14 protein-coding genes are annotated in these 14,373 nt (G+C 49.1%); 11 read left to right on the top strand and 3 right to left on the bottom strand.

Annotation, left to right across the window (positions count from 1 at the left end):
- Positions 1-81 precede the first annotated feature (81 nt).
- The 7 genes from IEV19_RS09055 (at position 82) to IEV19_RS09025 (ending at position 5,997) form a co-directional block, all read left to right on the top strand.
- Complete coding sequence (locus tag IEV19_RS09055; protein WP_188370330.1) at positions 82-1,053, top strand: NAD(P)H-dependent flavin oxidoreductase; 972 nt, start codon at positions 82-84, stop codon at positions 1,051-1,053.
- 12 nt (positions 1,054-1,065) lie between these two features.
- Positions 1,066-2,025, top strand: coding sequence for a YheT family hydrolase (locus IEV19_RS09050; protein ID WP_188370329.1), 960 nt, complete (start codon positions 1,066-1,068; stop codon positions 2,023-2,025).
- 45 nt (positions 2,026-2,070) lie between these two features.
- Positions 2,071-2,550 carry a c-type cytochrome gene (locus IEV19_RS09045; RefSeq protein WP_188370328.1) on the top strand — a complete coding sequence of 160 codons (480 nt, stop codon included), beginning with the start codon at positions 2,071-2,073 and terminating at the stop codon, positions 2,548-2,550.
- A 135-nt stretch (positions 2,551-2,685) separates the two neighbouring features.
- Positions 2,686-4,023, top strand: coding sequence for a serine hydrolase domain-containing protein (locus tag IEV19_RS09040; RefSeq protein ID WP_188370327.1), 1,338 nt, complete (start codon positions 2,686-2,688; stop codon positions 4,021-4,023).
- A gap of 150 nt (positions 4,024-4,173) precedes the next feature.
- Complete coding sequence (locus IEV19_RS09035) at positions 4,174-4,560, top strand: hypothetical protein (RefSeq protein WP_229732520.1); 387 nt, start codon at positions 4,174-4,176, stop codon at positions 4,558-4,560.
- Between the two features lie 75 nt (positions 4,561-4,635).
- Entirely contained in the window at positions 4,636-5,496 is an 861-nt protein-coding gene (locus tag IEV19_RS09030; protein WP_188370326.1) for an HAEPLYID family protein, read from the top strand.
- 198 nt (positions 5,497-5,694) lie between these two features.
- Positions 5,695-5,997, top strand: coding sequence for a hypothetical protein (locus tag IEV19_RS09025; protein WP_188370325.1), 303 nt, complete (start codon positions 5,695-5,697; stop codon positions 5,995-5,997).
- A 21-nt stretch (positions 5,998-6,018) separates the two neighbouring features.
- On the opposite strand, the gene IEV19_RS09020 is transcribed toward IEV19_RS09025, so the two are convergent.
- Positions 6,019-6,237: a hypothetical protein gene (locus IEV19_RS09020; protein ID WP_188370324.1), complete on the bottom strand. Its 219-nt coding sequence runs from the start codon at positions 6,235-6,237 to the stop codon at positions 6,019-6,021.
- 188 nt (positions 6,238-6,425) lie between these two features.
- On the opposite strand from IEV19_RS09020, the gene IEV19_RS09015 reads away from it, so the two are divergent.
- The 4 genes from IEV19_RS09015 to IEV19_RS09000 all read left to right on the top strand — a co-directional run bounded on the left by IEV19_RS09015 (position 6,426) and on the right by IEV19_RS09000 (position 11,680).
- On the top strand, positions 6,426-7,238 hold the full coding sequence (locus IEV19_RS09015; RefSeq protein WP_188370323.1) for a patatin-like phospholipase family protein: 813 nt from the start codon (positions 6,426-6,428) through the stop codon (positions 7,236-7,238).
- Positions 7,239-7,338: 100 nt separating this feature from the next.
- Positions 7,339-8,988 (top strand): DUF885 domain-containing protein, encoded by a 1,650-nt coding sequence (locus IEV19_RS09010; RefSeq protein WP_229732519.1) that lies wholly within the window; start codon positions 7,339-7,341, stop codon positions 8,986-8,988.
- A gap of 119 nt (positions 8,989-9,107) precedes the next feature.
- Entirely contained in the window at positions 9,108-9,833 is a 726-nt protein-coding gene (locus IEV19_RS09005) for an SIMPL domain-containing protein (RefSeq protein WP_188370322.1), read from the top strand.
- Positions 9,834-9,943: 110 nt separating this feature from the next.
- Positions 9,944-11,680 (top strand): glycoside hydrolase family 13 protein, encoded by a 1,737-nt coding sequence (locus IEV19_RS09000; protein WP_188370321.1) that lies wholly within the window; start codon positions 9,944-9,946, stop codon positions 11,678-11,680.
- A 9-nt stretch (positions 11,681-11,689) separates the two neighbouring features.
- Here the strand turns inward: IEV19_RS09000 and IEV19_RS08995 are convergent, their stop codons facing one another.
- Complete coding sequence (locus IEV19_RS08995; RefSeq protein WP_188370320.1) at positions 11,690-13,219, bottom strand: SulP family inorganic anion transporter; 1,530 nt, start codon at positions 13,217-13,219, stop codon at positions 11,690-11,692.
- 82 nt (positions 13,220-13,301) lie between these two features.
- On the bottom strand, positions 13,302-14,273 hold the full coding sequence (locus IEV19_RS08990) for a phytanoyl-CoA dioxygenase family protein (RefSeq protein ID WP_188370319.1): 972 nt from the start codon (positions 14,271-14,273) through the stop codon (positions 13,302-13,304).
- Positions 14,274-14,373: the final 100 nt, after the last annotated feature.

Genomic DNA, 14,373 nt, shown 5'->3' with positions numbered 1-14,373 from the left:
CCAAAAATACCATTGTTTTCTTTGAACCCCGGGAGGACTGCAAAAAAATTAATCCCTATTTTTAGCCCTTAAACCCGTCAGATGAATACAAAACCTGCCTTTATCAAATCCCTTTCCCTGCCGGCAATAGCGGCCCCGATGTTCCTGATCTCCGGCCCTTCTCTTGTGATCGAATGCTGTAAAAACGGCATCGTCGGTACCTTTCCCGCATTGAACCAGCGTACAAGCGAAGGTTTTGAGCAGTGGCTCATAGAGATCAAAGAAGCCCTGTCTGCCTATGAAAAGGAAAGCGGTAAAAAAGCAGCACCATTTGGGGTAAACCTCATCGTCCATCCTACCAATCCCAGATTGGAGGCCGACCTGAAGATCTGTATAAAACATAAGGTACCCATCATCATCACCTCCCTGGGGGCTGTTTCCCAGGTGGTGGATGCTGTACACAGTTATGGCGGACTCGTCTTCCACGATATCATCAAAAAAAGACATGCCGAAAAAGCGGCTGAGGCCGGTGTAGACGGTCTCATCCTGGTCGCTGCAGGGGCCGGAGGCCACGCGGGAACTATCAATCCCATGTCCCTGATCGCCGAGGTCAAGAAGTTCTACGATAAGACGATCATCCTTTCAGGCTGTATTTCCACCGGCCGGGATATCGCCTCAGCCATGCAGATGGGGGCAGACCTCGCCTATATGGGAACTCGATTTATCAATACTACTGAAAGTCAGGCCCCGGAGGCTTACAGGGATATGATCATCGACGCAGGAGCCAGTGATGTGGTCTACACGGCCGCTATTTCCGGAGTACATGCAAATTTTCTAAGTGCCAGTCTGAAAGCAGCAGGTATCTCAGATGAAGACCTGAAAAAAGATCACAAGGTCGATTTTGGGAAGGAACTGGATACAGAAGCCAAAGCATGGAAAACCATTTGGTCTGCCGGACAAGGAGTCACAACCGTCGGGGACGTACTGCCGGTTAAAGAGCTGGTGGCGAGGTTAAAATCCGAATTCAGGGTGGCCATAGAAACCCAAAGCAAGCTGCTCCAAGCCTATCCATAAGACCATTCACCCATGCCGGAAATAAGTTCTGAATACAATCCCCCCCTCCTGTTCAGGAACGGGCATGTATCTACGGTCTATTACGGCCTCTTCAGAAAGATCACAGACTTTGAACAGGAACGGGAGCGACTGGAACTCCCCGATGGGGATTTTATGGATCTGGACTGGAGTTATGCCGGGCGCAGAACACAAAAGGTGGTAATCCTGCTGCACGGCCTGGAAGGCCACGGACAAAGACCTTATATCACCGGTAGTGCCAAACATTTCAACCTGGCGGGATACGACTGCTGTGCGGTGAATTTCAGGGGATGCAGCGGGGTGCCTAACCGGCTCTATCGCTCTTACCATTCAGGAGCTACGGAAGACCTGGAAGCCGTGATAAATCATATCCTGAACACCAAGGATTACAGGGAATTATACATCAAAGGCTTTAGCCTCGGTGGGAATATGGTCCTGAAATACGCTGGGGAAGGAAGGGAAGTTCCGAAAGAGTTAAAGGGGATAGTCGCGATATCCGCACCGGTGGATCTTCACAGTTCGCTCAGGGCCCTCATGAGCTGGGAGAACATCCCTTATGCCAAGAGGTTCAGAAAACACCTGGTAGCAAAGCTCAAAGCCAAACAGCCCATGTATCCGGATCGGCTCCCGGACAGTGAAATAAGCCAGATAAAGACCCTGAAGGATTTTGACGATATCTATACCAGCCAGGCACATGGCTTTGCAGATGCCCTGGATTATTACGCCCGATGCAGTTCGCGGCAGTTCCTGGATCATATCAGGGTAAAGACCTTGCTCGTCAATGCCAGGAACGATACTTTTCTGGGCCCTGAGTGCTATCCGTACAGGGAGGCTGAGGCTAACGGCCTCCTATACCTGGAGGTGCCGGATTACGGCGGACACGTTGGGTTTTACGATGCGCAGAACATCGCCTATACAGAAAAAAGGGCGTTAAAATTTTTTGATGAAATCTAAGTCGTCCCGAATTTCATATCTTAGACTGAATAAAACAGAGGAAGCATGAAAAAAATACTACTGGCAGCAATACTTGGGTTTTTTGCCCTGAGTTGCGGAGAAAAGAAAGAAGAGAAGAAAGAAGGTTTTGAGATGAGCCGGACCAAGACCGCGACAACCACAGAAACCGCATCAGAAGGCGTACCTGTAGATATGGACAACAAAGGGATCGGCCCAATTACCGAACTCACCTTCCCGGATGAGATCGATGCGGAAATGGCCGCCAGGGGGGAAGCTAAATACAATGCAATCTGCACGGCCTGCCACCTCCCCAATCAGCGGATGATAGGCCCGGCCCTTTCAGGTGTATACGAAAGGCGAAGCCCGGAATGGGTGATGAACATGATGCTCAACCCCGACGTTATGTTAAGGGAAGATCCCATTGCCATGGCCCTTCTAAAGGAATACAACAACGCCATCATGCTCAACCAGAATCTTACCCAAGAAGAAGCACGTGACCTGGCTGAGTACCTGAGAACATTATAAGAGTCATACGGGAATCTTCCTGGTTTTAAACGCTTTCCAATAGTCATTTAAGCATTGGGCCAAATCCCTATGCAGGAAGGTATTTCTTATTCGTTAGGCGTCAGGCCCCATCTGTTGGATGTACATAAAATTTTCATGAGACATGCTCTTTTCCTTATCGCACTTATTTGTACTTCTTTAGTCCCGGGGCAGGATCTTGGAAAGAAAGTAGGATCATATGTCCAGACCTATGTCGATACCGGAGATTTCAGCGGCTGTATTCTGATCACCAAGCACGGTAATACCCTGTACAAAGATTGTTTTGGCCAGGCCAATTTTTCCTTCTCTATACCCAATACGCCCAACACGAAGTTCAAGATCGGTTCGGTTTCCAAACAATTCACCGCTGCCGCCATTCTGCGCCTGGAAGAAGAAGGCAAATTGCGCACCGATGATTTGGTCTCCCGATTCTACCCTGCACATCCCCACGCTTCAGAAATCACCCTGGAACAACTCCTTACCCATACCTCAGGTGTAACCGATATTTACAACATTCCAGAATTCAACACCCTTTCCTGTCAGAATATATCCATATCGGAAGTAGTCCGACTGGTTTTAAACACCGACCTGGATTTTGATCCAGGCTCCCAATACCGGTATTCCAATGGGGGATATGCAGTCCTTGCGGGGATCATTGAAGTGGTGAGTGGTATGTCCTACAGCGAATACCTAAAACAATTCCTCTTCGACCCACTGGAAATGACGGCAACAGCCCATGCCGCCGGGGATGAGGTGGTTTCGGGTCTGGCAACAGGGTACGAGCCCAAGGGATATGATGGCTTGAAGATCACCCCCTATATTAGCCCCGAAGTCCTCAAGGGCAGTGGTTCCCTCCACAGTACTATTGGCGACCTGCAACGCTGGGTCGAGTCTATCGAGACACGCAAACTGTTGAGAAATGATTCCTATGAAAAATTCCTGAAGAATTACGGTCACAATTACGGTTTAGGAATCTCGGTGTATACATCCAAAGATCAGCAGGTTTTTGGGCATGACGGCCGGGTGAACGGATTTATCGCAGACTACCTTCACTACCGGGAATCCGGGGTAACCATCATCATCCTGGGCAATGTGCAAACGGGGGTGGCCGATTTTTTCCGAAGCGATATCGCTTCCATTGTTTTTGACCTAGAGTACAAGAGCAGGGCCAAAACTTCTCCTCTCTCAGAGGATATCCTGGATCCCAAACCCTTTTTGGGCACCTATGCATTTGGTCCTAATTTCAAAGTGCATATAGAATATTTTGACGACAGTCTCCAAGCCCGTGCCAATGAAGGAGGATACTCCGAACTCATCCCCCTGGCAGACGGCCGGTTTTTTAGTCGCACCCTGTATTCTTACATCGATTTCCTAAAGGATGATGAAGGGGACGTTTCTAAAATGTTGTGGATCAATAACGATGGTAACTCCTTTGAAGGTGTTAAGGATAACTGATTATTAACATGGTTATTCTCAGTCTCTTTAAATCTTCTGTAGGGTCTAGATGATGTTTATATTCACTAATCACAGATCGCATGCCTTAAATCCATGTTAATCTACATGTTCTATTGTTTCCGGAATAAAAAAGCGTATTAATTTCATGTCGTGATCGGTCGAATAAAACATAGTATTGTCACCAGGGTCCTGGCTGGGATCATGGGCCTGTATTTGCTTAACCTCAGTGTGGATACCATTGAACAGGTCCCCTCTTTTTCACCTCAGGATCTGACGGTCAACGATCAGGAAAGTATCGTGGAACTCGTCGTGGAAAAAATCCTGGGATATGAGGATGCTATCAAAGAAACCGATGACGGAGACAGGGAGGAACACAATGAAAAGAAAAACACAAAAATAGACTTCCTCGTCTGGGAGACATCCCAACGGAAGGCTGATCCATATACATCACCCTCACTTAAAAACCGATTCCTACAGCCAAATAGCCTGCTAACCGCCGGTTTCGAGGCGATTGACACTCCTCCTCCCAGGTTTTGATTTGTTTTTTACCAAAAAGATTCTGTGGCCTGCTGGTCGTGGAATGAATTAATTCACTTAAAAAGCAAATCAATTATGAAATTACATTCATGGATGATGCCATTATTACTAATGGTGTCCTGGGCATCTGCGATTGCCCAACTTTCAGACGCTGAAAAAGACAGCATATTCATCAACCAGGTGGAGGAACATCGGGAACCGTATAAGGTCCTTCATGCTGAACCCCTTTACATCGACCTCATCCGGGATCTAGGCGCCCGAAAGGGTGAAAAGGAATGGAACATCGGACTCGGACTTACTGACAACCTAGAATTTGATTCCTACGAGGCCCTGATCGAATACGAATGGGCTCCGGTAGATCGCCTGGGACTGGAGGTGGAGCTGCCATTCACATTTTATTCTCCTGTGAACGGGACCGGCAGGAATGATATTCCATCTAACAGGCTGAACAGTTTGAAAATTGCTGCCCAATGGTCCTTCCTGGTCAGTGAGCCCATGGCCACATCTATGGCTTTGGGCTATATCAATGAATTTGAATTATCCGATTTCAGGGATTTTGGCAAGCCCTTCATCAAAGGGAATGTGTACAATCCTTTTCTAGTGGTGGCTAAACGCTGGGGAAACAATATTCATTCCCTGCTCTACACCGGGCCACGAATAGAGAAGACTTTTGAAACGGGAGAAATGCGTACTGATTACGATATACATACGAGTATTCATTATATGATTACAGGCACGAGAAATTTCATTGGTGCAGAGTTCAATAAGACAGTTGGGAACAGGGATTTTGACATGACAATACGCCCACAGATGCGGCTGGGTATCGCAGACAATCTTTTGGTTGGAATAGTTGCCGGGATACCTGTAAGCCGTGAAAATCAGCGGTTGAGTTCCTTTGTCAGACTTATATGGGAACCCGGACATAAAAAGCATTAAACCTGGATGCTGTATTCTCAACTGTCTGGCCTATTAGGAAAAATGTAGGACACATACAGACATTGATCGAATGATCTTATAGAAGGTTATTCCATGGAGTCCCGAATGATCATGGGAAGTTCTGAGACAGGACTTCCCGTCTCCATGGAATTCGGATAAAAAAAGGTACCTTGGAGTTATAATCTTAAAATTCAACCGATGAAAAAAGTATCCTTAATTGCCCTACTCTTGTGTTTTACGATGGGTCTGAGCACACCCGTTCACGCCGCTAAAAAAGAAAGAACCCCTGAACCTACGGAGATCCCTGCCGAAGTTCGTGTTATGCTCGACCGCCTGGAAGAGATCAAGGCGATGGATAAATCAGTCCTGAAACGGGAAGAAAAGAAGGCCCTTCGCAAGGAGGTACGTGCCATCAAGACCCAGCTGCGGACCACCGGGAACGGGATCTATATCTCGGCCGGGGCACTGATCATCATCTTGCTGCTCATCATCCTTCTTTAGAGAATCCCTAAAGGAAACGCATTATTTACTGTCTGATTTGGCGAGGACAATCCCGCCGATCGCAGCGATCACGGCAAACCCTATGTAGAGGTAAGATGTATTCTTTTCCTGGGTATTCTCGGCCTTGAGTTCCACCCCGAGTACGTCCACTGAGGAAGTACTGTCTGAGAATTTTGTGATGCCGGTATATCCGAGGTATACCGCCAGTACTAAAAGTAGGATGCCGATGATTCTTTTCATGAGTTTGTTTTTAGTTGTCCGGTGATTAGACATATCCTGATCCCCTGCCAGGCAATTTCTTTTCACTTTGGTAAGAAGGTAAAGATAATTCTATTAAACCTTACTTCAGGGCTTGTTTATTCTTATTAATTTAACCCTCAGTTTTTGAGCTGACCCTATGCAATCATCAATCCATTGAAGACCGCAAAATGAAAAAGATCGGACTTGCCCTGGGCGGTGGTGCCGTCCTGGGAGCTGCACACATAGGTGTTTTAAAAGCCTTAAAGGAAAAGGAGATCAATGTCCAATTCATATCAGGCACAAGCATTGGCGCTTTTGTAGCCGCTCTGTACGCTTTTGGTAAGGACTGGGAAGAGATCAACGAGATCTCCTGTAAGTTGAAGTGGATGGACATCTCCAGTATTTCCCTTTCGCGGTACAGCCTCCTGTCTAATGAAAAGTTCGGGGACCTTCTGGTAGAGCACATTGGCGACAAACGCATTGAAGAAGCAGACATCCCCCTCGCCATCATCGCCACCGATGCAGGAAAAGGAGAAAAGGTGGTGCTTCGGGAAGGCCCCGTAGCCCAGGCTGTCATGGCCAGCACCTGTATCCCTGGCCTGTTCAAACCCGTTAAGATTGGAGGCAGGATGCTGCTCGACGGGGGCATCGTTGAGAATGTTCCAATCAAAACCCTGAGGGAGATCGGAGCCGAATACGTGATCGGGGTCGATCTGAATGCCCAGCACGAATATCAGGAACCTCAGAATATCCTGGATGTACTGCTGAACAGTTTCCACTTTATTATGCAGCAGTCGGCCAAATTCCAGACCCAGAATGCCGACCTTCTGATCAAACCCGACCTGTCCGGTTTTGACAGGGCCGATACAAGTCAGATAGAAGAACTCATCCAGAAAGGATATGAGGATGGTATAGAGATTCTGGAAGAAAGAGACCTGAATCTCAAAACTAACTGGTTTGCGGAACAATGGGGTCGATTGCGGACTAAGCTAGGCCTGTGATCAGGGCGTTTGCTCAGTTGCCTGTATCGGGAAAGGATACTTTTCACACTAAATTGATTTCCCTACTTTTAACACGATCCAATGTGCATCCCGTCTTCCTATGATACGATTATTACTCCTTAATTACGCCTTCCTCCTTACCTTTTACTCCTTCGGACAAGGGAATCTAATCCAGAACAACCCGAATTCCTACAGCGAGCTGGTCTCCCTTTTCAAGACGTGGAGGGCCTTTGAAGAGCCTCCTGTGAGAGATGGGGCTCCCGATTATTCAGCTGCCACATTTGAGGCGCGATGGCCCGAATTCCAGTCCCTTCGCAACCGGCTCATCGCCATAGACACCACAGGCTGGGAGATCCCTCAGAAGGTAGATTGTATGCTGGTTTGGGCCGAGATGAATGGATATGATTTCAATCATCGTATTCTCAAGCCGTGGCAAAGGGACCCCGCTTTTTACAAATCCATCTGGACGTACCAGTCGGATGTACCCGCACACGAAGGGCCCACCCATCACAAGACCACAGAGATCTGGACCTATTCCTTTCCCCTGAATCCGGACGAACGAAAGCGACTCCTGGCCGACCTCAGCGTCATCCCACCCCTGAATGAACAGGCCCGGGAAAACCTGACCGGGAATGCGGCGGAGCTCTGGAGGGCCGGGATACGTGTCATCGAAAATCAGGTCAGGGACCTGTCGGCTATCCTGAATCGGGAAGGAGTAAGCGGTGACACCCCATTGGTAGGGGTCATCGAAAAAGCCATGAGATCCACAGAAGAATTCGCTGCCTGGTTGAAGAAGGAAGCCGAGGAGAAGACCGGTCCCTCCGGGATAGGGAAGGAAAACTATACCTGGTACCTGCAAAATGTGCATCTGGTACCCCTGAGCTGGGAAGATGAGGTAATGTTGTTAAAAAGGGAACTGGCCAGAGCCTGGTCTTCCCTGAAAATGGAAGAACACCGGAACAGGGACCTGCCAACCCTGGTTGCAGCAGACAGCCCGGAGGCCTATGATAAGCTGGCGAATGAGGCTGCGGAAAGCCTGATGGCCTTCCTCGATGATCAGGACATCGTTACGGTGAAGGATTATTTTGAACCCGCCCTCCGGGAACACCTGGGCAGTTTTGTCCCCGAGGAAAAGCGCAACTTCTTTATAATAGGTGAGCATTACGATCCCAGGCCCCTGTATTCCCACTTCTACCACTGGTTCGAACTGGCGCGGATGAGGGAAGAGCCTCATGCAAGTGAGATACGGAGAGGTCCCCTTCTCTACAACATCTTTGATTCCCGAAACGAGGGCACGGCCACGGCCGTGGAAGAATTGTTCCTGCAAGGAGGTTTATACGACGATACCCCCAGAAGCAGGGAGATCGTCTATATCATGATCGCCCAGCGGGCTGCACGCGGACTCGGTTCTCTCTATGCGCATGCCAATATGATGACCATGGAGGAGGCCGGGGGGATCCATTCAGAATACACGCCCAGGGGGTGGATGAAAACTGAAAAGGATCTCCTGCTCTTTGAACAACACCTCTATATGCGGCAACCCGGTTACGGGAGTAGCTACATCACCGGGAAATACCTGCTTGAAAGCGCCATGGCCGACTATGCGAAAATGAAGGAGGATGAGGGAAATCCTTTTCAGGTGAAAGATTTTATGGATAACCTCAACAGTATAGGCAATATCCCCATTTCCCTTGGTCACTGGGAGATGACGGGGCAGAAAGATCATCTCAAACCTATTTTGAGCAATTAGTTTTTTTCACTTATACAGGGTGAGAAGAGTCCAGTGACCTCTTATTCATGTTCCTTATTTTTATTAAGTAATTCTTACCGATTGGCACAGGATTTGGACTAACTTCAAAAACAAAATTTATGAGACCACTCACACTACTTCTTACATTCATGCTGCTAGCCGGTTGCAGCGTAGGCAATACTCAAACATTAACTGTCCCCAAGACGATACTACTGTCATCAGTTGGGGAGATCGAGACCCTTCCTGACATGGCCACCTTCCGGGCTAATCTTAACTGCCTGGAAACTGATCTGCTGGCTTCCAAAACGTGCCTGGAGGAAAAATCGAATGCCCTCAGTGAGCAGCTGAAAGGATTCGGGATCGCATCAAAGGACATCCTTACCACTGCCGTAGAATTGAATAAAAAGTACCGTTGGGATAATGGGGAGCAGGTGTTCATAGGGTATGAAAGTTCAACTTCCATAGTAGTTACGGTAAGGTCGATGGATTCCCTTTCTATGATCTACTCCAAGCTGATGGAGAATGAAAACCTGAATCTTGGGGGACTGGCGTATTCTCATACAGACATGGACGGGCTAAAGAACAAAGCCCATGCAGATGCCCTTGTAAAAGCAAATGCCCTGGCCGAAGAACTCCTGGCTCAAATGCCCGAGACTAAGAAGGAGATCATCAGGATCAGCAACGTGGCTCCTGAGGTGTCCTATCCCGTCAATGACCTGCAAAGAAGCACAGTGATGAGCGTAGAATCCGATATGAATATGAAGGGGGCAAGCGCTGATGTTGCGGTCAATTTAGGGACTCTGAAAGTGCGTGCATTGCTCTACGTGGAATACCGAATTCAGTAATGGTTCTCAGGCCCTCTTACAAAAAGAGGTTCAGCCATAAATTCAAAATAAGCGACCGGAAACTGGTCCATATTCTCTATTTTTAAGGAGATTTCAAACGCTGACTCAACATGAAAAATCTCCTTTTGTTTTCCTCTCTGTTCTTCCTAATGGCCGGTTGTGCCGAGAAAGCGGAAGCCCCTGTTAAAAAAGACGACTCCTGGTGGAAAGAAGGCATCGTCTACCAGATCTATCCCCGCAGTTTTAAGGACACGGATGGGGACGGGATAGGTGACCTTAAGGGGATCATTGAAGAACTGGACTATATCCAGAGCCTGGGGGTAAACATGGTCTGGCTCAACCCTATCTACAGTTCCCCCAATGCAGATAATGGCTATGATATCAGTGACTACCGCAGTATCATGGAAGAATTCGGGACTATGGAAGATTTTGACGCTATGCTGGAAGGCATGCACGAACGGGGGATCCGTTTTGTCATGGACGTAGTCGTGAACCACAGCAGTGACCAGCACGAATGGTTCCTGCAGTCGCGCAGTTCCAGGGACAACCCCTACAGGGATTATTACCACTGGTGGCCTGCCGAAAAAGGGGAACCCCCTTACCGATACAGCCTTTTTGATGCTGCCGGAGATGCCTGGAAATACGATTCCATAACCGATGCCTATTATCTGCACTATTTTTCACAACAGCAACCCGACCTTAAATGGGAGAACCCCAAGGTAAGGCAGGAGGTTTATGATTTTATGAAATTCTGGGCCGATAAAGGGGTGGACGGCTTCCGCCTGGATGCCTTTCAGTTTGCCGCCAAGGATACCACCTATCCTGAATTCCCGGACGACCTGGAGCAGAACTTTATTCAGTACTACGCCATGCAGCCCGGCCTCCACGACTATCTGAAAGAAATGAATGAAGAGGTTTTCAGTAAATACGACGTGATGTCCGTGGCTGAAGGAGCCGGACGTAATTTTAAAGAAGCCCATGAACTGGTAGATGCAGACCGGAACGAACTCAACATGGCCTATGCCTTCGAAGGAGTGGACATCGCCAAGCCGGAAGGGTATTCCCTGGTGCACTTCAAAGAGGTGTTCTCTCGATGGGATGCCGAATTTGCCGAAAAGGGCTGGCTGTCCATTTTCCTGGCCAACCATGACCAGGCAAGGCTCGTGAGCCGGTTCGGGAATGACGATCCGAAATTCAGGGAAGCTTCTGCAAAATTGCTGAATACGTTTATCCTGAGTATGAGGGGCACCCCCTATTGTTATTACGGGGATGAACTGGGGATGACCAATATAGGGTTCGACAGTATCTCCCAATACCGGGACATCGCCGCCCTGAACGGGTATGAGAAAGTAAAATCGGCGGGGGGCGACCTGGACCTATACCTCCAGAACCTGAAATTCTCCTCCCGGGATAACGGCAGGACCCCCATGCAATGGGACACCACCCTGAACGCCGGGTTCAGTACGGGTACCCCCTGGCTGCCTGTCAATGAGAATTACAAGACTGTGAATGTGGCCCTAGAAGAGGAGGACCCCGGTTCTGTGCTGAACCACTTTAATGCTATGGTAACGCTCAGAAAGGAAAATCCTGTCCTGGTCTACGGAGCCTATACACTTCTTTTACCGGATCACGAACAGGTTTATGCCTATACACGGGAATGGGAAGGTGAAAAGATGCTGGTACTCCTGAATTTCTCGGATGACATCGTTACCCTTCCGGTACCTGTCGAAGAAGAGTTGGAGGACCTGCTGCTCAACAACTTGCCGCAGGTGTATTACAAGGACAGGGTCTTCTCCCTGGAACCCTGGCAGGCTCTGGTTTTCTCTTTAGGCCCGGTGACTGAGTAGAACGCCTCATTAGAGTTTATCAACCACCACCTTGTAGGTAGGGTCCTCAAGTACATTTACCTCAATGATATCATCTGCATTCTGCAATAGTTGCCTGCAGTCCCTGCTCAGGTGCCTCAGGTGGACTTTCTTGCCCACCTTTTCATAGCGTTCCGTGATCTTGTTGAGGGCTTCAATGGCCGACATGTCGACCACCCTGCTTTCCCTGAAATCGATGATCACCTCCTCCGGGTCATTCAACACATCGAATTTTTCATTGAACAGGGTCACAGACCCAAAGAAGAGGGGTCCGTAGATCTCGTAGTGCTTCACCCCCTCTTCGTCTATATACTTGCGCGCCCGGATACGTTTGGCGTTGTCCCACGCAAAGACAAGGGCAGCGATGATGACCCCCACAAGGACAGCCAGGGCGAGATTGTGCAGGAAGACAGTGACCAGGGTGACCAGAACCATCACGAGGACATCGCTCTTTGGCATCCTCCTGAAAGTTCGCAGGCTGGCCCATTCAAAGGTGCCGAGAGCCACCATGATCATCAGGCCCGTCAGTGCTGCCATGGGTACCCGTTCGATCAGGTCAGCTCCAAAGATGACAAAGACCAGGAGCATAGTGGAGGCTACGATCCCGGAAAGCCTTGCCCGGGCTCCGTTGGAGGTATTGATAAGGCTCTGTCCGATCATCGCACATCCACCCATTCCCGAGAACAAGCCGGACAGGATATTAGCCGTACCCTGCGCCACCGCTTCTTTGTTGCCACGCCCACGGGTCTCGGTGATCTCATCTACGATGTTCAGGGTAAGCAAAGATTCTATTAACCCCACTCCGGCTACGATGGCCGCATAGGGAAAAATGATCTGAAGGGTTTCCAGTGTAAATGGAACAACAGGGATATGGAAAGGTGGAAACCCTCCTTTGATAGAAGCGATATCCCCAATAGTCCGCGTATCGATACCCAGTCCGAGAACCATTCCAAACACCAGAAGGATAGCCACCAGGGATGCGGGTACGGCCCTGCTGATCTTGGGAAGTCCCCATATCACCAGCATGGTAAATAAAACCAGCCCTGAAAATACCCATAAGGTCTGTCCTCCCAGCCAGGTCCCGTCCGAATTTTTAAATTGGTCTAACTGAGACATGAAAATGATGATGGCCAGGCCGTTCACAAATCCGAAGATCACCGGGTGTGGGACGAGACGCATCAGTTTGCCAAGCCTCAGCATGCCCGCGATCACCTGTAATATCCCTGCGAGGATGACAGCTGCGAAGACGTATTCAACCCCAAAATCCCTGGCCAGTGCTACGATCACTACTGCCACTGCCCCTGTTGCCCCGGAGATCATGCCCGGCCTGCCTCCAAGCACAGAGGTGACCAGTCCCATCACAAAGGCCGCGTAGAGACCTGTAAGGGGTGAAAGGCCTGCGATCAAGGCAAATGCAATCGCTTCCGGAACCAAAGCCAATGCCACCGTAAGTCCTGACAAGATCTCGGTCCGGTAATTTACTTTCTGGGAAAAATCGAATAGATTGAGGTACTTCTTCAAACCCTTATGTTTTTAAGGGGGCAAAAGTACTATTATTTTAACAGGCGGAAGACCCTGTCAGGAGAATTGAGAATATCACATTTTACCAGGGAGTAAGCCCCAATAATCGCTCTCCAAGGGGAGATAATTTAGCAGTTTCGTATTTCACTTGTTCCCACTTGCGCGGATCACCCGGGAAAGCATAGCCCTCAGGAGCCACCCGATTCTTCCAGGAATGGATACGCCATTTGAGCAGAGCTTCATTTTCCGGTTCCGCAGGCATCATGGAAATATACTGGGCGATCCTCACCTTGTCTTTTGATCGGTTGGGCCGTATCCCGTGAGGTTGAAGGCTGTTAAAGATCAGCAGGTCGCCGGCTTCCAGTTTTACCTTGACGATCTTGTCTTCAAGTCCGCTGATATCCGGTTGGAAATGATCCCGATCTTCCGGCTGAGACTTTTTCCAGGTGTCGTAGTTCCTGTAAAGCCAGGGAATACATTGGAATCCCCCCATATTCTCATCGGTCTGGTCTGCCAGGGCAAGCACCCCTTGCACATTCTGCGGTTTGGTCTCAGGGTCGTAATCCCAGTGGATGAACCCTTTTTGTTCATGACCTGGACGCTGAGGGAAATTGAGGTTGGCCCGGTCTATGGTCACCCACAGTTTCTCCGTACCCCATATATCGACAAATGCCTCGTAGACCCTCGGGGTTTGTCTGTTGTTCCACAAGAGCTGGTGGTTGTAGACCTCAACCATCCCGGTACCTGTGAGTTCCTTCATCTTCATTTCGGCCCTGGGTGGGGCGTACCAGGTTTCCGGTTCATTCGGGTCCTTTTCGTCAAATTCCCAGAGGAAGCGGGCCGTCTCTTCGGCCTGGGCTTTGGGCACGGCATTTTTAATTACGATATATCCATTGTGGACCCAGAATTGCCAGTCGTCCTCACTCAACACCCTCAAAGGCTCTGCCCCCGAGCGGTCATTTAATTTCTTGCTGCTGCTGGTTGCCGTTGAGGGGTTGCCGGGAATGTCCTTATGACCTGTATTCCCTGTTTTGATGTTGTACCTGGAATCCATGATATCACCTTGAAGAATTGCCCCCTTAAGGTACATAAAAAAGCTGTGTAAAAATAAAACCGCCCCGCCCGGAGAGGGCAGGACGGTTTCTAACCAAATA

It is taken from the genome of Muriicola marianensis (assembly GCF_014638095.1).
Lineage (GTDB): Bacteria > Bacteroidota > Bacteroidia > Flavobacteriales > Flavobacteriaceae > Muriicola > Muriicola marianensis.
This window is presented reverse-complemented; position numbering and strand designations above follow the sequence as displayed.